The organism is Pseudomonas sp. N-137 (assembly GCF_034555295.1).
Lineage (GTDB): Bacteria > Pseudomonadota > Gammaproteobacteria > Pseudomonadales > Pseudomonadaceae > Aquipseudomonas > Aquipseudomonas rhizophila.
The window spans coordinates 683,412-703,659 of record NZ_JAXUDQ010000030.1; the positions used below are offsets into that span (position 1 = coordinate 683,412).

At 61.2% G+C, this 20,248-nt stretch carries 20 protein-coding genes; 18 read left to right on the forward strand and 2 right to left on the reverse strand.

Annotated elements, in window-relative coordinates; translation table 11 throughout:
- Position 1 precedes the first annotated feature (1 nt).
- The 16 genes from fliR (at position 2) to T3A99_RS24335 (ending at position 16,490) form a co-directional block, all read left to right on the forward strand.
- Complete coding sequence (gene fliR, locus T3A99_RS24260; RefSeq protein WP_047226259.1) at positions 2 to 784, forward strand: flagellar biosynthetic protein FliR; 783 nt, start codon at positions 2 to 4, stop codon at positions 782 to 784.
- Between the two features lie 3 nt (positions 785 to 787).
- A complete protein-coding gene (gene flhB, locus T3A99_RS24265) occupies positions 788 to 1,924 on the forward strand; it encodes a flagellar biosynthesis protein FlhB (protein ID WP_047226260.1) in 1,137 nt (378 codons plus the stop codon).
- 181 nt (positions 1,925 to 2,105) lie between these two features.
- Positions 2,106 to 4,235, forward strand: a complete 2,130-nt coding sequence (gene flhA, locus T3A99_RS24270) for a flagellar biosynthesis protein FlhA (RefSeq protein ID WP_047226414.1) — start codon at positions 2,106 to 2,108, stop codon at positions 4,233 to 4,235.
- An 11-nt stretch (positions 4,236 to 4,246) separates the two neighbouring features.
- On the forward strand, positions 4,247 to 5,596 hold the full coding sequence (gene flhF / locus T3A99_RS24275) for a flagellar biosynthesis protein FlhF (protein WP_047226261.1): 1,350 nt from the start codon (positions 4,247 to 4,249) through the stop codon (positions 5,594 to 5,596).
- A 117-nt stretch (positions 5,597 to 5,713) separates the two neighbouring features.
- Positions 5,714 to 6,544 (forward strand): flagellar synthesis regulator FleN, encoded by an 831-nt coding sequence (gene fleN / locus T3A99_RS24280; RefSeq protein WP_003184001.1) that lies wholly within the window; start codon positions 5,714 to 5,716, stop codon positions 6,542 to 6,544.
- Positions 6,541 to 7,284, forward strand: a complete 744-nt coding sequence (fliA, locus tag T3A99_RS24285) for an RNA polymerase sigma factor FliA (protein ID WP_003184000.1) — start codon at positions 6,541 to 6,543, stop codon at positions 7,282 to 7,284. The genes fleN and fliA overlap by 4 nt, the downstream gene beginning before the upstream one ends.
- A gap of 166 nt (positions 7,285 to 7,450) precedes the next feature.
- On the forward strand, positions 7,451 to 7,822 hold the full coding sequence (locus T3A99_RS24290; protein WP_003183998.1) for a chemotaxis response regulator CheY: 372 nt from the start codon (positions 7,451 to 7,453) through the stop codon (positions 7,820 to 7,822).
- Positions 7,823 to 7,840: 18 nt separating this feature from the next.
- Entirely contained in the window at positions 7,841 to 8,626 is a 786-nt protein-coding gene (locus tag T3A99_RS24295; RefSeq protein WP_047226262.1) for a protein phosphatase CheZ, read from the forward strand.
- A gap of 27 nt (positions 8,627 to 8,653) precedes the next feature.
- Positions 8,654 to 10,918: a chemotaxis protein CheA gene (locus tag T3A99_RS24300; RefSeq protein WP_107322136.1), complete on the forward strand. Its 2,265-nt coding sequence runs from the start codon at positions 8,654 to 8,656 to the stop codon at positions 10,916 to 10,918.
- A 48-nt stretch (positions 10,919 to 10,966) separates the two neighbouring features.
- On the forward strand, positions 10,967 to 12,085 hold the full coding sequence (locus tag T3A99_RS24305) for a protein-glutamate methylesterase/protein-glutamine glutaminase (protein WP_047226264.1): 1,119 nt from the start codon (positions 10,967 to 10,969) through the stop codon (positions 12,083 to 12,085).
- Complete coding sequence (locus T3A99_RS24310) at positions 12,085 to 12,825, forward strand: flagellar motor protein (protein ID WP_018606553.1); 741 nt, start codon at positions 12,085 to 12,087, stop codon at positions 12,823 to 12,825. Before T3A99_RS24305 ends, T3A99_RS24310 begins: the two co-directional genes overlap by 1 nt.
- Before the next feature lie 15 nt (positions 12,826 to 12,840).
- The gene (gene motD / locus T3A99_RS24315) at positions 12,841 to 13,725 is read left to right on the forward strand and encodes a flagellar motor protein MotD (protein WP_047226265.1); all 885 of its coding nucleotides are present in this window, start codon (positions 12,841 to 12,843) and stop codon (positions 13,723 to 13,725) included.
- A 49-nt stretch (positions 13,726 to 13,774) separates the two neighbouring features.
- On the forward strand, positions 13,775 to 14,566 hold the full coding sequence (locus T3A99_RS24320) for a ParA family protein (protein WP_047226266.1): 792 nt from the start codon (positions 13,775 to 13,777) through the stop codon (positions 14,564 to 14,566).
- A 96-nt stretch (positions 14,567 to 14,662) separates the two neighbouring features.
- Positions 14,663 to 15,535, forward strand: a complete 873-nt coding sequence (locus T3A99_RS24325) for a CheW domain-containing protein (RefSeq protein WP_160891916.1) — start codon at positions 14,663 to 14,665, stop codon at positions 15,533 to 15,535.
- Positions 15,536 to 15,607: 72 nt separating this feature from the next.
- Positions 15,608 to 16,093 (forward strand): chemotaxis protein CheW, encoded by a 486-nt coding sequence (locus T3A99_RS24330; RefSeq protein ID WP_024778681.1) that lies wholly within the window; start codon positions 15,608 to 15,610, stop codon positions 16,091 to 16,093.
- Between the two features lies 1 nt (position 16,094).
- Positions 16,095 to 16,490, forward strand: coding sequence for a DUF2802 domain-containing protein (locus T3A99_RS24335; protein ID WP_047226268.1), 396 nt, complete (start codon positions 16,095 to 16,097; stop codon positions 16,488 to 16,490).
- A 270-nt stretch (positions 16,491 to 16,760) separates the two neighbouring features.
- Here T3A99_RS24335 and T3A99_RS24340 read toward each other — a convergent pair whose 3' ends face one another.
- A complete protein-coding gene (locus tag T3A99_RS24340; RefSeq protein ID WP_047226269.1) occupies positions 16,761 to 17,090 on the reverse strand; it encodes an EscU/YscU/HrcU family type III secretion system export apparatus switch protein in 330 nt (109 codons plus the stop codon).
- Positions 17,087 to 18,673, reverse strand: coding sequence for a flagellar hook-length control protein FliK (locus T3A99_RS24345; RefSeq protein ID WP_047226270.1), 1,587 nt, complete (start codon positions 18,671 to 18,673; stop codon positions 17,087 to 17,089). The genes T3A99_RS24340 and T3A99_RS24345 overlap by 4 nt, the downstream gene beginning before the upstream one ends.
- 199 nt (positions 18,674 to 18,872) lie before the next feature.
- On the opposite strand from T3A99_RS24345, the gene ccmA reads away from it, so the two are divergent.
- Positions 18,873 to 19,508, forward strand: coding sequence for a cytochrome c biogenesis heme-transporting ATPase CcmA (gene ccmA / locus T3A99_RS24350; protein ID WP_047226271.1), 636 nt, complete (start codon positions 18,873 to 18,875; stop codon positions 19,506 to 19,508).
- Positions 19,505 to 20,173, forward strand: a complete 669-nt coding sequence (gene ccmB, locus T3A99_RS24355) for a heme exporter protein CcmB (protein WP_047226272.1) — start codon at positions 19,505 to 19,507, stop codon at positions 20,171 to 20,173. Before ccmA ends, ccmB begins: the two co-directional genes overlap by 4 nt.
- The last annotated feature ends 75 nt before the right edge of the window (positions 20,174 to 20,248 follow it).

Sequence of the window (20,248 nt, forward strand, 5' to 3'; positions counted from 1 at the left end):
GATGTCGATGCTCGAACTGACGGATACCCAGATCAGTACCTGGGTGGCGTCATTTATCCTGCCGCTGTTTCGTGTCACCGCGGTGCTGATGAGCATGCCGGTGTTTGGCACTACCCTTGTGCCAACCCGCGTACGGCTGTATTTCGCTCTGGCGATTACGGTGGTCATCGCACCAGGGTTGCCACCTATGCCGCCGGTCAACGCTCTGGACCTCAGTGCATTGATGCTGGTGGCCGAGCAGATTCTGATTGGCGTCTTGATGGGCTTTTCGCTGCAGCTGTTTTTCCAGGCGTTTGTGGTGGCCGGGCAAATCATTTCGATCCAGATGGGCATGGCGTTCGCCTCCATGGTCGACCCCACCAACGGCGTGAACAGCGCTGTGATCGGGCAGTTCTTGACGATGCTGGTGACCCTGCTGTTTCTGGCCATGAACGGGCACCTGGTGGTGTTTGAGGTGCTGACCGAGAGCTTCACCACATTGCCGGTGGGCAGCGCGATGCTGGTCAATCATTTCTGGGACATCGCCGGCAAGCTTGGCTGGGTTCTAGGGGCGGCGATGGTGTTGGTATTGCCCGCGATTACCGCGTTGCTGGTGGTCAATATTGCCTTTGGCGTGATGACCCGGGCGGCGCCGCAGTTGAACATTTTCTCCATCGGTTTTCCGTTGACCCTGGTGCTGGGCCTGGTGATTTTCTGGATCAGCCTGGGGGATCTTCTCAATCAGTACCAGCCGCTGGCGACCCAGGCCCTGCAGCTGTTACGCGACATGGCACAGGCGCGCTGAACCATGGCCGAAAGCGAGAGTGGGCAGGACAAGACAGAAGACCCCACGGAGAAGCGCAAGAAGGAGTCTCGGGACAAGGGCGAGATTGCGCGCTCCAAGGAGCTCAATACCCTGGCGGTGATGTTGGCCGGGGCGGGCGGTCTGTTGATTTATGGCGGCGGGCTGGCCCTGGATCTGCTGGAAATCATGCGCCTGAATTTTTCCTTGCCCCGCGAGGTACTGCTCAGTCCCGGTGCCATGGGGCAATACCTGCTGCACTCCGGCAAGATCGCGATCCTGGCCGTGCAACCGGTCCTGATCTTTCTGCTGTTGGCGGCCATTATTGGCCCGATTTCCCTGGGGGGCTGGCTGTTTGCCGGTAAGAGCCTGGCGCCCAAGTTCAGTCGGATGAACCCGGCCAACGGCCTCAAGCGAATGTTTTCCAGCACGGCGCTGATGGAGTTGCTCAAGGCGCTTGGGAAGTTTTTCCTGATCCTGTTTGTCGCGCTGACGGTACTGCAGGCCGATATCGACGACTTGCTGCGCATCGCCCATGAACCCTTGGAGCAGGCCATTATCCACAGCGTGCAGCTGGTGGGCTGGAGTACCTTGTGGATGGCTTGCGGCTTGATTCTGATCGCCGCCATCGACGTGCCGATCCAGCTGTATCAGAGCAAGCAGAAGCTGATGATGACCAAGCAGGAGATCCGCGACGAGCATAAGGACCAGGAGGGCAAGCCGGAGGTCAAGCAACGGATTCGCCAGTTGCAGCGTGAAGTGTCCCAGCGCCGGATGATGGCGGCGATCCCGGATGCCGACGTGGTCATCACCAACCCGACTCACTACGCCGTGGCACTCAAGTACGACCCCGATAAAGGCAATGCTCCGGTGTTGCTGGCCAAGGGCAGTGATTTCCTGGCGCTGAAAATCCGCGAGATTGCCGTAGCCAACGAAGTGATGCTGCTCGAGTCCCCCGCGTTGGCGCGATCGATTTACTACTCCACCGAACTCGACCAGGAAATCCCCGGAGGCCTGTACCTGGCCGTGGCCCAGGTGTTGGCCTACGTCTATCAGATCCGTCAACACCGCGCCGGCAAGGGCAAGCGCCCCGAGCCTCTCAAGGATTTGCCGATTCCACCGGATTTGCGCCGCGACTCCTGATTCGGGCCTGCGCTGATTGCGCTCGGATGCAGAACCAGTGGGAGCGAGCCTCGATTGCATTCAGCGCCTTGGCTAGCGCCTCTATTTCAGCCTCTGACAAAAGTTGGAAGGCTTCTTGCAATACCCCGTCTGCGCCCGTTTCGGGCGTCAAAAGTTTGCTTCACAGGAACGGGGATTATTGGTGGATCGCTCTCAGTTATTCAACACCGCGCGCAACAACGTAGCCGACCTCAGCCGGGGTAATCTGGGCGTGCCGTTGTTGCTGCTGGTCATGCTCGCCATGATGATGCTGCCGGTGCCACCGTTTCTGCTGGACGTGTTCTTCACGTTCAACATCGCTTTGTCCATCGTTGTACTGCTGGTGTGTGTGTACGCATTGCGGCCACTGGATTTCGCGGTGTTCCCGACCATTCTGCTGGTGGCGACGCTGATGCGCCTGGCGCTCAACGTGGCGTCCACCCGGGTGGTGATGATCCACGGGCATGAAGGCCACGCCGCTGCCGGTAAGGTGATCCAGGCCTTCGGTGAAGTGGTGATCGGCGGAAACTACGTGGTGGGTATCGTCGTCTTCGCCATTTTGATGATCATCAACTTTGTCGTGGTGACCAAGGGTGCCGGACGGATTTCCGAGGTGAGTGCGCGTTTCACCCTCGATGCAATGCCCGGCAAGCAAATGGCAATCGACGCCGACCTCAACGCCGGCCTGATCGATCAGGGCCAGGCCAAGGCCCGTCGTCTGGAAGTGGCCCAGGAAGCCGAGTTCTATGGCTCCATGGACGGTGCCAGCAAATTCGTGCGCGGCGATGCCATCGCCGGCCTGCTGATCCTCTTCATCAACCTGATCGGCGGTATGGCTGTCGGTATCTTCCAGCACGGCATGACATTCGGCGATGCCGGCAAGGTTTACGCGCTGTTAACCATTGGTGACGGTTTGGTGGCGCAATTGCCATCACTGTTGTTATCCACAGCTGCCGCGATCATGGTGACCCGTGCGTCCGGCTCCGAAGACATGGGTAAGCAGATCGGCCGGCAGATGTTTGCATCGCCCAAGGCGTTGGCCGTTGCAGCCGGACTGATGGCCGTGATGGGCCTGGTCCCCGGGATGCCCCATTTCTCGTTTCTAAGCATGGCCGCATTGGCGGCGGGTGGCGCCTACCTGTTCTGGAAGAAACAGAACGTACAAAAGGTTCAGGCCCTGCAGGAGGTCAAGCGTCAGCAGGAACTGTTGCCGTCGCCGGCTCGTGCCATGGAAACCAAGGAGCTGGGCTGGGACGACGTGACGCCGATCGACATGATCGGCCTGGAAGTCGGTTACCGTCTGATCCCCTTGGTGGACCGCAATCAGGGTGGTCAATTGCTCGCGCGGATCAAGGGTGTGCGCAAGAAGCTGTCCCAGGACCTGGGCTTTCTGATGCCCACCGTACATATTCGTGACAACCTCGATCTGGCGCCAAGTGCCTATCGCTTGACGCTGATGGGGGTGATCCTGGCCGAAGCCGAGATTTACCCGGACCGTGAACTGGCGATCAACCCGGGACAGGTCTACGGTTCGCTCAACGGCATTACCGCCAAGGATCCGGCTTTTGGCCTGGAAGCGGTATGGATCGAAATCAGCCAGCGGGCCCAGGCCCAGTCCCTTGGCTATACCGTGGTGGACGCCAGTACCGTGGTCGCGACCCACTTGAACCAGATTCTGTACAAGCACTCCAGCGAGCTGATCGGTCACGAAGAAGTCCAGCAATTGCTGCAAGTGCTGGCCAAAGGCTCGCCGAAGCTGGCCGAAGAGCTGGTGCCTGGCGTGGTTTCGTTGTCGCAATTGCTCAAGGTGTTGCAAGCGCTGTTGGCTGAGCAGGTGCCGGTGCGCGACATTCGCAGCATTGCCGAGGCTATCGCCAACAACGCTTCCAAGAGTCAAGATACCGCCGCTCTGGTGGCTGCGGTGCGGGTTGGCGTATCCCGCGCAATCGTCCAAAGCATTGTAGGCACTGAGTCGGAGCTGCCTGTGATCACGTTGGAGCCAAGGTTGGAACAGATATTGCTCAATAGTCTGCAGAAGGCAGGACAAGGCTCGGAAGAGGGCGTTCTGCTGGAGCCAAGCATGGCCGAGAAGCTGCAGCGTTCGCTGATCGATGCAGCCCAGCGGCAGGAGATGCAAGGCCAACCGGTGATCCTGCTGGTGGCCGGTCCGATTCGCGCGATGCTTTCGCGATTCGGGCGCCTCGCGGTCCCGGGGCTGCATGTGCTGGCGTACCAGGAAATACCGGACAACAAGCAAGTGACCATCGTTGCGACAGTAGGGCCCAACGGCTGAGGTAGTGGTTTATGCAAGTGAAGCGTTTTTTCGCCGCCGATATGCGTCAGGCCATGAAGCTGGTTCGTGACGAGCTGGGCGCTGAAGCCGCCATCATCGGCAACCGTCGGATCGCCGGCGGTGTCGAGCTGACGGCGGCTCTGGATTACAAATTGTCGGCGCTGGCCCCACGTGTTCCCAACATGGAACTCGAGGATGAGCTGCGCAAGACCCAGTCGCGCATCGCCAGTGCCCAGGCCGAATTGAGCTTGCGCAGCAGTGACGGCGAAGCCAGCGCGGGCACCAATCGTCAATTGTTCGCCGGCCAGCCTCTGACCGCTGGATTGCCGTTGACCGCTGCCGAGCCACTGGTCGAGCAGGCCAAGGCCGAGCCGCGTCGTCCGGCGCCGGTTCAGGCTGCCTCAGGCGGTGGCGTCGACCCGCGCGCCCTGGACTCGATGCGCTTCGAACTCAACAGCCTGCGTGAACTGATGGAAGTTCAGCTCGGCTCCCTGGCCTGGAACCAGTTGCAAGGCAACCGTCCGGCCCAGGCTAACCTGTGGCGTCGCCTGCAACGCATCGGCCTGTCCGGTCCGTTGTCCCGCGACCTGCTGGCGCTGATCAACGATATCGAAGAACCTCGTCAGGCTTGGCGCATGTTGCTGGCGCACCTGGCGCGGATGATCGCCACACCGGAAGTCGAGCCTCTCGAAGAAGGTGGCGTCATTGCCATGGTCGGCCCGGCCGGCATGGGCAAGACCACCACCCTGGCCAAGCTCGCGGCGCGTTATGTACTCAAGTACGGCGCCCAGAGCATCGCCCTGGTGAGCATGGACAGTTTCCGTATCGGTGCCCAGGAACAACTCAAGACCTTGGGCCGGATCCTCAATGTGTCGGTGACCCATGTGGATCCGGGCCAGTCCCTGGCCCAGGCGCTGGAACCGCTGCTGCGCAAGCGCGTCGTGCTGATCGATACCGCCGGCCTGCAAGCCAGCGATCCGGCCCTGCGCATGCAGCTTGAAAGCCTGGCCGGGCGTGGGATCCGGTCAAAAAATTATCTCGTGTTGGCAACCACCAGCCAGAAACAGGTTCTAACCGCCGCATACCACAGCTACAAACGCTGCGGGCTGGCCGGCTGCATCCTGACTAAGCTGGACGAAACGGCAAGCCTGGGCGAGGTGTTGAGCCTGGCGATCGGTCATGATTTACCGGTGGCCTACCTGACCGACGGGCCGCGGATCCCGGATGATTTGCATCTGCCGCGCCGTCATCAACTGGTCAGTCGTGCCGTGAGTGTGCAAATGCAGGAAGAACCCAGCGAAGAAGCCATGGCTGATATGTTCGCTGATATCTACCACAGCCCGACCAAGCAGGTCGGCTGAGGTAATCATGAATATTTTTTGTACCTACATCGATGGTCTGCCATGCATTGTTCCTTCATGCGAGCGCGCAGCCAGTAATGTGGCCTCCGTCTAAGTAAGACAAGGTAAAGAACGAACATGGGCAGCATGCATCCCGTACAGGTGATCGCGGTGACCGGCGGCAAAGGTGGCGTCGGCAAGACTAACGTGTCAGTGAACTTGTCCCTGGCTCTGGCAGAGCTTGGCCGACGGGTCATGCTGCTGGACGCCGACCTGGGCCTGGCGAACGTCGACGTGCTGCTGGGGCTCACGCCCAAGCGCACGCTGGCGGACGTGATAGAGGGCCGCTGCGAACTGCGCGACGTGCTGCTGCAAGGGCCGGGCGGGATTCGCATCGTGCCGGCTGCCTCGGGCACCCAGAGCATGGTTCACCTGACCCCGGCTCAACACGCCGGCCTGATCCAGGCCTTCAGCGACATCGGTGACAACCTCGATGTGCTGGTGATCGACACCGCTGCCGGTATCGGTGATTCGGTCGTCAGTTTCGTACGCGCTGCCCAGGAAGTCTTGCTGGTGGTCTGCGACGAACCGACGTCCATCACCGACGCCTATGCCCTGATCAAGTTATTGAACCGTGACTACGGCATGAACCGCTTCCGCGTCCTGGCCAACATGGCCCAGAGCCCGCAGGAAGGTCGCAACCTGTTCGCCAAGTTGACAAAGGTCACGGATCGTTTCCTGGACGTCGCCCTACAATACGTCGGCGCTGTGCCCTACGACGAAAGCGTACGCAAGGCCGTCCAGAAGCAACGTGCGGTTTATGAAGCCTTTCCCCGTTCCAAATGCGCACTGGCGTTCAAGGCTATTGCCCAGAAGGTTGATACCTGGCCACTGCCAGCCAACCCTCGCGGGCATCTGGAGTTTTTCGTCGAGCGTCTCGTGCAACAAACAGCAGGGCCCGTGTTATGACAGCCAGCGGTTACAACCATCTCTACAAGAAATCGGCACGGGACGCCCAGTACGAATTGATTGAGCGATACGCGCCTCTGGTCAAGCGTATCGCCTATCACTTGCTGGCGCGGTTGCCGGCCAGTGTCCAGGTTGAAGACCTGATCCAGGCGGGCATGATCGGCCTGCTCGAAGTGTCGAACAAATACGACGCGAGCAAGGGCGCCAGTTTCGAGACCTATGCCGGTATTCGCATTCGCGGGGCGATGCTCGATGAAGTCCGCAAGGGTGATTGGGCGCCGCGTTCGGTGCATCGCAATACCCGCATGGTCAGTGACGCCATTCGCGCCATTGAAGCTAAAACCGGGCGTGACGCTAAAGATCACGAGGTTGCGGCCGAACTCCAATTGAGTCTCGATGATTATTACGGGATTTTGAACGATACCTTGGGCAGTCGCCTGTTCAGTTTCGACGACCTGCTGCAGGACGGCGAACACGAAGGGCTGCACGAGGACGGCGCGAGTGCTCACATGGAGCCATCGCGTGACCTGGAAGATGAGCGTTTCCAGAGCGCGCTGGCGGATGCGATTGCCAATTTGCCGGAGCGTGAGCGACTGGTCTTGGCGCTGTACTACGACGAAGAGCTGAACCTCAAGGAAATCGGTGAGGTCCTGGGTGTCAGCGAATCGCGGGTCAGCCAGTTACACAGCCAGTGCGCGGCCCGTTTGCGGGGGCGTTTGGGGGAGTGGCGAGCGCGCTGACAGCAGTGTGGGGACACTGCGAACGAGGCTGGCCTGGCATGTGCTGAGCCAGTCTTTCTCTGTTGTCCTCCAGACCGTTGTCGAGTGTTGTGCCGGATTGATTGAAATGGCGCGTTCAGGTGCTGGGCGCGTTTAAGACTGCTTGGAGGTCGAATTGGACAAGAACATGAAAATCCTCATCGTTGATGACTTCTCAACGATGCGGCGGATCATAAAAAACCTGTTGCGTGACCTTGGGTTCACCAACACGGTCGAGGCCGACGATGGCACCACTGCCATTCCGGTTCTCAACAGCGGAAGCATCGACTTTCTGGTGACTGACTGGAACATGCCCGGCATGACCGGTATCGACTTGCTGCGCCATGTGCGCGCCGACGAAAAACTCAAGCACCTTCCGGTGCTGATGGTCACTGCCGAAGCCAAGCGCGAGCAGATCATCGAAGCGGCCCAGGCCGGTGTGAACGGCTACGTGGTCAAACCCTTCACGGCCCAGGCGTTGAAAGAGAAGATCGAAAAAATCTTCGAACGCATCGGTTAACGGCGCCACGGGGGAGCTATGGATAACGAATCTTCAATGGGTGATTTCGAATCGACCCTGAAAAAACATGCCCGCGAACTGGTCGACAGCCTTGAGAAAGGCCGCTTTGGCGATGCGGTTCAAATGATCCATGAGCTCAACCAGACCCGTGACCGCGGTCTGTATCAGGAAGTGGGCAAGCTCACGCGTGAACTGCACAGCGCGATTGTCAATTTTCAGATCGATCCGAACATGCCGCAGGCCGAGGAGGTCTCGCAGATCACCGACGCGACCGAGCGTCTGGGTTATGTGGTCAAGCTGACCGAGGCCGCGGCCAACCGCACCATGGACCTGGTGGAGAACGCAACGCCGCTGGTCAATGGCCTGAGCGATGAAGCCCAGGCCTTGAGCACCGACTGGGGTCGCTTCATGCGGCGCGAAGTCGGGGCTGAAGAGTTTCGCGAGCTGGCCCGTCGGGTCGACGGTTTCCTGACGCGCAGTAGCGCCGAGAACCGCGCCGTGGCGAGCAACCTCAACGACATTCTGCTGGCTCAGGACTATCAAGACCTGACCGGCCAGGTGATCAAGCGGGTGACCCAACTGGTCACCGAAGTGGAAAGCAACCTGCTCAAACTGGTGTTGATGGCCAGCCAGGTAGACCGCTTTGCAGGCATCGAACACGACCGTGAAGCGATGCTCGCTGAAAAAGATCCACAAAAACATCTCTCTCAGGGTGAAGGTCCGCAAATTCATGCCGATAAAAGAGAAGACGTTGTGTCCGGTCAGGACGATGTGGACGATTTGCTGTCCAGCCTTGGATTTTAGGTTTTAGACCTCTAGGAGCACCCATTAATGAGCTTCGGCGCCGATGAAGAGATCCTTCAGGATTTCCTGGTTGAGGCCGGCGAGATTCTAGAGCAACTGTCCGAACAGCTGGTCGAGCTGGAAAGCCGACCTGATGATGCGGATCTGCTCAATGCAATTTTTCGCGGTTTCCACACTGTAAAAGGAGGCGCCGGCTTCCTCCAGCTCAATGAGCTGGTGGAGTGCTGTCACATTGCCGAAAACGTGTTCGACATCCTGCGCAAGGGTGAGCGTCGCGTTGACTCGGAATTGATGGACGTGGTGCTCGAAGCGCTGGATGCGGTCAACAGCATGTTCAGTGAAGTGCGCGAGCGCTCGCCGATCACCGCTGCTACGCCTGAGCTGCTCGCCGCGCTGTCGCGCCTGGCCGAGCCGCAGTCGGCTGACGAAGCTGCACCGGTAGCCGCGCCAGTGGTTGAGGAACCGGTCGCCGAGGAATCAGGCGACATCACCGATAACGAATTCGAACAACTGCTGGACTCGCTGAACGCCGTCAAGGCTCAAGCCCAGGCTCCGGCAGCGCCTGCTGCCCCGGCTGCGCCGGCCGCCGATGCCGCCGCCAGCGATGAAATCACCGACGCCGAGTTCGAGTCGCTGCTCGATCAGCTTCACGGCAAGGGCCAGTTCGCCGTGGATGCCGTCGCCCCCCCGAGTGCCCCGGCCGCCCCGAAAGCGGCGGGCGACAACTCCGATATCACCGACGATGAATTCGAGGCTTTGCTCGATCAGTTGCACGGTAAGGGCAACTTCGCCGTGGACGCACTGGATTCGGCTATCGCCTCCGCGCCGACCCCAGCCAAGCCTGCCGCCGCCGCAGCGGGCAGCGACCTGATCAGCGATCACGAATTCGAATCACTGCTCGACGAACTGCACGGCAAGGGCAAGTTCAGCGAAGTCGGCACCGCCTCAACAGCCACTGCGCCTGCCGCCACTGCCACAGCGGCTGCGCCAGCGGAGAAGGCCGCGGCCAAACCCGCCGCCAAGGCACCGGAACCGAAGGCTGAGACACCCAAGCCTGCTGCCGCCGCCCCGGCGCCAGCCCGCGCACCGGCGGCCGCGCCGGCGGAAAAGCCGGCCAGCGAAGCCGAGACCACTGTACGGGTCGACACCGCTCGCCTGGACGAGATCATGAACATGGTCGGCGAACTGGTGCTGGTGCGTAACCGCCTGGTGCGCCTGGGCCTCAACAGCCAGGACGAAGCCATGGCCAAGGCCGTGTCGAACCTGGACGTGGTCACGGCTGACTTGCAGACGGCGGTCATGAAGACCCGGATGCAGCCGATCAAGAAAGTCTTCGGGCGCTTTCCGCGCCTGGTTCGCGACCTGGCGCGCCAGCTCAAGAAAGAAATCAACCTGGAACTAGTGGGCGAAGAGACCGACCTGGACAAGAACCTGGTCGAGGCTCTGGCCGATCCACTGGTCCACTTGGTGCGCAACGCGGTCGACCACGGTATCGAGTCGCCGCAAGAGCGCGAAGAGTCAGGCAAGCCCCGCAGCGGCAAGGTGGTATTGGCCGCCGAGCAGGAAGGCGACCACATCCTGCTGTCGATCTCCGACGACGGCAAAGGCATGGACCCGAACGTACTGCGCTCCATCGCGGTGAAGCGCGGTGTGATGGACAAGGATGCCGCCGACCGCCTGAGCGACACCGAGTGCTACAACCTGATCTTCGCCCCGGGGTTCTCGACCAAGACCGAGATTTCCGACGTGTCGGGCCGTGGCGTGGGCATGGACGTGGTGAAAACCAAGATTTCCCAGCTCAACGGTTCGATCAACATCTACTCGACCAAGGGCCAGGGCTCGAAAATCGTCATCAAGGTCCCGCTGACCCTGGCGATCATGCCGACCCTGATGGTGATGCTGGGCAACCAGGCATTCGCCTTCCCGCTGGTCAATGTCAACGAAATCTTCCACCTCGACCTGTCGCGCACCAACGTGGTGGACGGCCAGGAAGTGGTGATCGTGCGGGACAAGGCACTGCCGCTGTTCTACCTCAAGCGCTGGCTGGTCAGCTCCGCCGCTCATGTCGAGCAGGGTGAAGGCCATGTGGTGATCCTTTCGGTGGGCACCCAGCGGATCGGCTTCGTCGTCGATCAGTTGGTGGGCCAGGAAGAAGTGGTCATCAAGCCGCTAGGCAAGATGCTCCAGGGCACCCCGGGCATGTCCGGCGCCACCATCACCGGCGACGGTCGCATCGCGTTGATTCTCGATGTGCCAAGCATGCTCAAGCGTTACGCCGCACGGCGTATTTGATTCTGGAGGGGCGCGGCCCGCAGCCGCGTCTCGTCTAACGGAGTGTTTATGGTAGTTAAAGTCCTGGTGGTGGACGATTCGGGGTTTTTCCGCCGCCGCGTCTCGGAAATTCTCTCGGCGGACCCGAGTATTCAGGTCGTCGGTACGGCGACCAACGGCAAAGAGGCAATCGATCAGGCGCTGGCGCTCAAGCCGGACGTGATCACCATGGACTACGAGATGCCGATGATGGATGGCATCACGGCGGTGCGGCATATCATGCAGCGCTGCCCGACCCCAGTATTGATGTTCTCCTCCCTGACCCATGAAGGCGCCCGGGTGACCCTCGATGCGCTGGACGCCGGGGCGGTGGATTTCCTGCCGAAAAATTTCGAAGACATTTCGCGCAACCCCGACAAGGTTCGGCAGTTGCTGTGCGAGAAGGTCCACAGTATTTCCCGCAGCAACCGGCGTGTCGGTGCCTATAGCATACCTGCGCCAGCGCCTGCACCAGCCCCGGCTTCATCGGGCAGCTTCAATCCGGCCCCAGCGCGCAGTGCCCCGGCCCCAGCGCCAGCTCGTTCCGCGCCCGCCAGTACGTCATCGTCGCCGGCCCCCAAGCGCAAAGCCTACAAACTGGTCGCTATTGGTACGTCCACCGGCGGCCCGGTGGCGTTGCAGCGGGTCCTGACCCAGTTGCCGGCCAACTTTCCGGCGCCGATCGTGCTGATCCAGCATATGCCCGCGGCCTTCACCAAGGCGTTCGCCGAGCGTCTGGACAAGCTGTGTCGTATCAGCGTCAAGGAGGCCGAGGATGGCGACATCCTGCGTCCGGGCCTGGCGCTGTTGGCGCCAGGCGGCAAGCAGATGATGATCGATGGTCGCGGCGCGGTGAAAATCCTGCCCGGCGATGAGCGCCTCAATTACAAACCGTGCGTGGACATCACTTTCGGCTCCGCCGCTAAATCCTACGGCGACAAAGTTCTGGCGGTGGTGCTCACCGGCATGGGCGCCGACGGTCGCGAAGGCGCGCGCCTGCTCAAGCAGGGCGGCAGCGCCATTTGGGCCCAGGATGAAGCCAGTTGCGTGATCTATGGCATGCCGATGGCGATTGTCAAAGCGGATCTGGCCGACGCGGTGTACGGGCTGGACGACATCGGTAGACACCTGGTCGAGGCGTGCCTGTAATGGATGTGCTCAGCCTGATCGGCATCATCATGGCGTTCGTCGCCATTATTGGTGGCAATTACCTGGAAGGCGGTCACCTGGGGGCCTTGGCCAACGGCCCGGCGGCGTTGATCGTGATCGGCGGCACCGTGGGCGCGGCGCTGTTACAGTCGCCCATGAGCGCCTTCAAGCGCGCCATGCAGGTGCTCATCTGGATTCTGTTCCCGCCGCGCGTCGACCTGGCCGGGGGCATCGACCGCGTGGTGAACTGGAGCCTGACCGCCCGCAAGGAAGGTTTGCTGGGTCTGGAAGGGGTGGCCGACGCCGAGCCCGACAACTACTCGCGCAAAGGCCTGCAACTGTTGGTGGACGGCGCTGAGCCGGAAGCCATCCGCAGCATCCTGGAAGTGGATTTCTACACCCAGGAAAGCCGTGACATCGAAGCGGCCAAAGTCTTTGAAAGCATGGGTGGCTATGCGCCGACCATCGGCATCATCGGTGCGGTGATGGGCCTGATCCACGTGATGGGCAACCTGGCCGATCCGTCGCAACTGGGCAGTGGTATCGCCGTGGCTTTCGTCGCGACCATTTATGGTGTGGCCAGTGCCAACCTGGTGCTGCTGCCGATCGCCGCCAAGCTCAAGTCCATTGCGTTGCGCCAGTCGCGTTATCGCGAAATGTTGCTGGAAGGGATCCTGTCGATCGCCGAAGGTGAAAACCCGCGTTCCATTGAGTTGAAGCTTCAGGGCTTCATGGACTGATGGGAGACATGGAAAATGGCACGTCGCAGGCATCGTGAAGAACACGTCAACCATGAACGCTGGCTCGTCTCTTACGCCGACTTCATCACGCTGCTGTTCGCTTTTTTCGTGGTCATGTATTCGATCTCGTCGGTCAACGAAGGCAAGTACAAGGTTATTTCCGAGGCGCTGATCGGCGTGTTTACCGACTCCGACCGCGCCCTCAAGCCCATCCCCATTGGTGATGAGCGGCCCAAGACCACCACGCCGGCCAAACCGCTGGTCAGGGACTCCGAGCAGGTCGATGCCGGTATCGCTGGCGGCAGCGATCCGTTGAAAAGCATTGCCGATGACATCAGTGCGGCGTTTGGTGATCTGATCAGCTCCAATCAGATGACCGTGCGCGGCAACGAGTTGTGGGTTGAGATCGAACTCAATTCCAGCCTGTTGTTTGGCAGCGGCGATGCCATGCCCAGCGACATGGCGTTCAACATCATCGATAAAGTGGCCGCGATCCTCAGGCCTTTCGACAACCCGATCCACGTAGAAGGCTTCACTGACGACCAGCCGATTCGCACTGCGCAGTACCCGACCAACTGGGAACTGTCCTCGGCGCGTTCGGCGAGCATCGTGCGCATGCTCGCGATGCAGGGCGTAAATCCCGGTCGGCTGGCGTCGGTGGGCTATGGTGAATTCCAGCCGGTGGCCAACAATGCCACCGCCGAGGGGAGGGCGCGCAACCGGCGAGTGGTGTTGGTGGTGTCGCGCAACCTTGAGGTGCGCCGCAGCCTGACCGGGACCGGCACGGCCCATGCAACACCGGATGCGGCATTGAAGCGTGCTGGCACACAAACTGCACCGACCCAGCCCAAGTCGCCGGGAAGACAGAGCGCCGTCAATTCTCCGTCACCCGCTTTATAACCGAGCTATTTCTCGGTCGAGCCTTTATCGACCGGGAGGAACAATCCGAATGAGAGTCTGGGCAGTCGCCAATCAAAAAGGTGGTGTGGGTAAAACCACATCTTCCATCGCTTTAGCCGGATTGCTGGCCGAGGCGGGCAAGCGCGTGGTCATGGTCGATCTGGACCCCCACGGCTCGATGACCAGCTACTTTGGTTACGATCCCGACAGTCTGGAGCACAGCAACTACGACCTGTTCCTGCACAAGGGCGGTGTGCCCGAAGGCCTGCCGGGGCAGTTGCTGCTGTCCACCAGCGATGAGCGGATTTCCCTGTTGCCATCCAGCACCGCCCTGGCGACCCTGGAACGGCAGTCCCCGGGACAAAGCGGTCTGGGCTTGGTGATCGCCAAGAGTCTGGCGCAACTGTGGCAGGATTTCGATTACGCGATCATCGACAGCCCGCCGCTGCTTGGCGTGCTGATGGTCAACGCCTTGGCGGCCAGCCAGCAACTCGTTATCCCGGTGCAGACCGAGCATCTGGCAGTCAAGGGCCTGGAGCGCATGGTCAATACCCTGGCGATGATCAACCGCTCACGTAAGCAATCGTTGGCCTTCAACATCGTGCCGACCCTGTTTGATCGTCGCACCCAGGCGTCCCTGGGCACCCTGCGCGTGCTGCGGGACATGTACCCGGATGACATCTGGCAAGGCTACATTCCGGTCGACACGCGTTTGCGTGACGCCAGCCGTGCCGGTGTGACCCCTTCGCAATTCGATGGCAAGAGCCGCGGCGTGCTGGCCTACCGGGCGCTGCTCAAGCACCTGCTGGCCCAGCAGCTCGTTTCGCAGCAGGTGGCTTAAGGTGACGAGGCTTACCAAAGGCATTGCACTCGCTTGTGAGCGCTCAAGTCCTGGCGCATACATGCCGATAACCTTTTCAAGTGGCGCACTGTTCCCATGAGCCGCCCGATAAAGACAACCTCGCGTCCGCAACTGGCCCTGCAGTCTTATCTGGATGGGCTGCTGCAGGAAGCAACCGAAGAACTGCCACTGCAACCGAGCGTGATCGAGGCGTTGCCCGAGACCGTCGAAGCCGAAGGTGGACTGGATGAATTTCAGGCGGCCGTGCTCGAAGAGCAGGCCCGTGATGCACACAAAACAGTGATTGCCGCGGCAGTCGAGGCTCCGTTCATCAAGCCTCAGGTGGCAGTGATGCAAGCGCCTGCGCCGATCCTGGCGCCGGTCTCGACCGTTGCACCGTTGCTGCAGGGCCTGGTGACGCCGGTGGTGGAAGTCCATCTGCCACCAAGCAGCCCACCGCCGCCGGCGCCGACCGACGACCGTCCGGCCTGGGCCGCCGAGCCGTTCGAGTGTTTGTTGTTCGATGTGGCCGGGTTGACCCTGGCGGTGCCGCTGGTATGCCTGGGATCGATATATTCCCTGGCCGGGCAGGAACTGACGCCGTTGTTCGGTCAGCCGGAATGGTTCCTGGGGATCCTGCCGAGCCAGGCCGGCAACCTGAAGGTGCTGGATACCGCGCGCTGGGTGATGCCGGACCGTTATCGCGATGATTTTCGCCAGGGCCTGCAATACGTGATTTCGGTGCAAGGGTATGAATGGGGTTTGGCGGTGCATCAGGTCAGTCGCTCGCTGCGCCTGGACCCGAACGAGATCAAGTGGCGCAGCCATCGAGGCCAACGGCCATGGCTGGCCGGTACGGTGATCGAGCACATGTGCGCCTTGCTGGACGTTTCCGAGCTGGCCGAATTGATCGCCAGTGGCGGGGCAAAACACCTGGGCGGCGCCAAGCCGGTTCAGAAACCGAAATAAGACAACCCGTGGCGCACCACGTCACGGGGCAGAACACACACCGCCACAGGCGGTTTTTCGAGGGGTCAGGGTATGAATGATAAGGCGTCGTCTCTCAAGGGTTCCGAAGATCCGATTTTGCAATGGGTGACCTTCAAGCTCGATAACGAAACCTACGGCATCAACGTGATGCGCGTTCAGGAAGTGCTGCGCTATACCGAGATCGCCCCGGTACCCGGTGCGCCAAGCTACGTGCTGGGCATCATCAACCTGCGCGGTAACGTGGTCACGGTGATCGACACTCGCCAGCGGTTTGGCCTGAACTCCACCGAGGTCAACGACAACACCCGTATCGTGATCATCGAGGCCGACAAGCAAGTGGTCGGCATCCTCGTCGACAGCGTCGCTGAAGTGGTTTACTTGCGTCAGTCGGAAATCGAAACCGCGCCTAACGTCGGTAACGAAGAGTCGGCCAAGTTCATCCAGGGCGTGTGCAACAAGAACAACGAGTTGCTGATCCTGGTCGAGCTGGAGAAGATGATGAGCGAAGAGGAATGGTCGGAACTGGAGAGTATCTGATTTGATTCTTGAGGTAGCAGTCATTGTCCTGTTCCTTTTCTGGGCAGGCACGCTGGCGATGTTTGTCGCGTACATACGCGGCCAGCGGCAGATCGCCGCTCAGCAGGCCCAGGGCGATGCGTTGCGTGATCAACGCATCCGCGACCTGGCCAAACGCGTCGACGATTACCAGAACGGCACCGTGCGCATGGGCGAAGCCCTGCACGAGCTACGCGCCGTGGTCGCTCCGTTGCCGGACAAACTGGCCCAGTTGGAGCAGCGCGACCCCTCCAGCCTGTCCTTCGCCCAGGCCGCTCGCCTGGTGGGCATGGGCGCCAGCGTCGACGAACTGACCCAAGCCTGCGGCCTGACCCAGGCCGAGGCGGAGTTGATGAGCAAGTTGCATAAGGGCGGCTGATAGTTTCAAGCGGCAAGCTGCAAGAAAGATCAAGAGATCGCAGCCTTTGGCAGCGCCTACAGGGTTCACATTCCCCTGTAGGCGTTGCTGAAGGCTGCGATTTTTTTTGGGGTGCGCTTTTGTGGCGAGGGGATTTATCCCCGCTGGATCGCGAAGCGGTCCTGAATCTGGGCGATCCGGCGAGTCAGAGAAAATGAGTCGCTTTTTTTGGGGTTGCTACGCAACCCAGCGGGGATAAATCCCCTCGCCACAGGAACAGCATCGCAGTGATCAATAATCGTCGCCGCGATCGGTCACATCCTTCTCGACACTTGGCGCGTTCGGGTCATAGCCCTGGGGGAATTTGCCTTTCAAGTTCCAGGCAAAGGCAATGATTTCGGCAATGGTGCGATACAACTCTTCCGGGATGCTGTCGCCCAGTTCCATCCGCGCCAACAGCTTCACCAATTCAGCGTTTTCATAGATCGGCACTTCGCTTTCGCGGGCGATCCGCAGGATTTCCTCGGCCAGGGCTTCGTCGCCCTTGGCGGTGAGGGTCGGGGCGTGGAGGCCGTCGTACTTGAGGGCGATGGCCTGGCGTGGTGCGGTGTCGGTTGTCATGCGGTTTCGTCCACCCAGCGTTGTTCCAGTCGCGTCTTGGGGCCTTGGGGCGGGGTGCCGAGGTGGCAATCCAGGTCGCCAACGTTCAGGCCGCAGGTCACCAGGCGTTCACGCAGCGCGGTCAGATTGTTTTCGATCAGGTTGGCGGTATACGGCCGCTCTGCCCATAGCTGGCTCGACAGGCTGCCGCTGAGCAACTGGGCCTGAATCTGCAGCGGCCCCAGTGGCTCCATGTCGAACGCCAGCTCGACCCGCCAGAGCTGCTGTTTCGGCTCGCGTTCTTCACGGCGTTCCGGTGACTCCTCCCGGGGCGGGGTTTCCTCGCGCTGGAACTTGACCTGCAGCGGCACGATGTCCTGCAGGTTGCGCATGGGGATTTCCAACTGCCAGGTGCTCATCAATCGACCGTCGTCGGTCAGGCCCGTCTGTTCCAGGCTCGACAATTGATGGCTTTGCAGGCGCGACACGGCGGCGGCGGCCAGGCGCAACAAATGTTCCAGGTCGCCTTCATCGTCCTGGCCTTTCAACAGGCGCGAAGGCAGGGGGAAACTGGTGGGTTGCGGCTTGACGCTGACCTGGCCGAGGGTGCCGAGGGCGTTACGCACGAAGCTGGGTAGCGCCTGGGCCAAGGTGTTGGCGGCGATGATGGCGGCGAGGTTGGTTGAGGCGGGCAGGGCCGGGGTCAGTTGGGCGATCAGTTTCAGCAGATCGCCCTTCATGTCTGGCGCCAGGCTCGGTACTTGCCCGGCCAGCAGTTTGCTTTCCAGGAACGCGCCGCTGGCGGCCATGGCCTGGGCCAGGCCCTTGGGTGTGCTCAGTTGCTGGATGTCGGGCAGGCCCGCCAACAGGCGTGTCACCGCAGCGCGCAACTCGGCGCCAGTGTCGTCGCTGGCCGGAAGCTTTTGCAGCGCGGTGTTTTGCAGCGCGGTGACCAGGCTGTCCAACGAGCCCTGGCGGCTCATCTGCGTGACCAGTTGCTGGCTCACCGCCAGTTGTTCCTGGCGGTTGCTCAAGGGGACAAATTTCAAGGTTTGGGCGTCTTGTACCTGAGCGCTCAATAGCGTGCCGATGCGCAGCGGTTGCGGGCTGTCGATGTCCAGGGTACTTCCGGCCTGGGCGGTGTTGAGCAGGCTCACCAGCGACCGGTACACCGCGGGTTGCCCCGGCAACTGCGGCAACGCCTGGCTGGTCAGTACCTTGCCTTGCAGCAGCGTGCCGACCGGCATCTGTGCCGTGTCGATACGGGTCAGGGTGGCGACGCTCGAGGCGATGGCCTGCTGCACGGTAATCGCCAGGTTGCTGGCGGACGGCTGAGTCACGGCCAGGCTGGTGCCTTGGGGCAATGGCTGGGTGCTGGTGGCTTGCACGGTGGTTTGGCGACCGCTCTCCAGGGTGACCTTGAGCAACAGCTGGAAGGTCTGTTCCGCCTGCTTGAGCGACAACACCTCGGCCTTGGCGGTCTGGCCCGCACCGATCAGGCCTTCGACCGGCGTCAGCAATTTGAGCAGCTCGCCCGTGACCGCCGGCATACGGGTTGTTGCCGAGGCCTGAGGCAACGGCGGGATGTTCATGTCGCCTGTCATCTGCGGTCTTACCTTGGGAAACTAATTGAGCACGCCCCCTGGGGCATGACATGTATAATGCCGCCGGTCTTTCAGGGAGTGGCGAAAACCTTGCAATTGTTTGACGCAGCTCTGTGGAACCGGCCGCCAAAGCATCTATGCTGCACCTCTTTAACGGCCGCTGCATTGCCGACTTGAACCGTATAAGGCCCGCTATCCCTTGACCAGTCCTCTCCTGCAAACCGTTGGCCTCGCCTGTGAGCGAGATTTGCGGCTGCTTTTCGAGAATCTCCAATTGAGACTCTCGCCTGGCGATATGGTGCAGATCAGCGGTCCCAACGGCAGTGGCAAGACCAGCCTGTTGCGCCTGTTGGCCGGGTTGATGCAGCCGACTGCCGGCCAAGTGCTGCTCAATGGCCAGCCGTTGCACAGCCAGCGCAGCGAACTGGCCCGCAATCTGCTCTGGATCGGCCATGCCGCTGGCATCAAGGATTTGCTGACGCCTGAAGAAAACCTCAGTTGGCTCTGCGCGCTGCATCGACCGGCCGGGCGCGAGGCGATCTGGCAGGCGCTGGCGACGGTGGGCCTGCGCGGCTTCGAAGACGTGCCGTGCCACACCCTGTCCGCCGGCCAGCAGCGCCGCGTGGCCCTGGCCCGGTTATATCTCGACAGCCCGCCGCTGTGGATTCTCGACGAGCCGTTCACCGCCCTGGACAAGCAGGGCGTGGCGCAGCTCGAGGAGCACCTGGCCGGGCACTGCGAGCGTGGCGGCATGGTGCTGTTGACCACTCACCACACATTGGCGCGGATGCCATCCGGTTATCGCAACATCGATCTTGGGAACTGGGCTGTATGAGTGTGTTTGGCCTGCTGCTTGCCCGCGAGGCGCGCCTGTTGTTCCGCCGTCCGGCCGAACTGGCCAATCCGCTGGTGTTCTTCGCGATTGTCATCGCACTGTTCCCGCTGGCGGTCGGTCCCGGGACTCAATTGTTGCAAACCTTGTCGCCGGGGCTGGTCTGGGTGGCGGCCCTTTTATCGGTCCTGCTCTCGCTGGACGGGCTTTTCCGCAGTGATTTCGAGGACGGATCCCTGGAACAGTGGGTCCTTTCGTCGCACCCCCTGGCCCTTCTGGTTTTGGCCAAGGTACTGGCACACTGGGTTTTTTCCGGCCTGGCACTGGTGCTGCTCTCGCCGCTGCTGGCAATGATGCTGGGCTTGCCCGCTGCCTGCATGCCGGTATTGTTGGTATCGCTGTTGCTGGGCACGCCGGTGTTGAGCCTACTCGGCGCAGTCGGCGCGGCATTGACGGTGGGGTTGAAGCGCGGCGGCCTGTTGCTGGCGCTGCTGATCCTGCCGCTGTATATCCCGGTGTTGATCCTCGGCAGTGGCGCCTTGCAAGCCGCGCTGCAAGGCATGCCGGCAACCGGTTATCTGCTGTGGCTTGGGAGCCTGACCGCCCTGGCGATAACCCTGACACCCTTTGCAATAGCCGCTGGCCTGAAAATCAGCGTCGGCGAATAATAATGAGGCCTGGTCAAGAACTGACCACTTCTTTTGAAGTAAAGGCAGACCTGGCGACTCGTAATGACGAGTCGC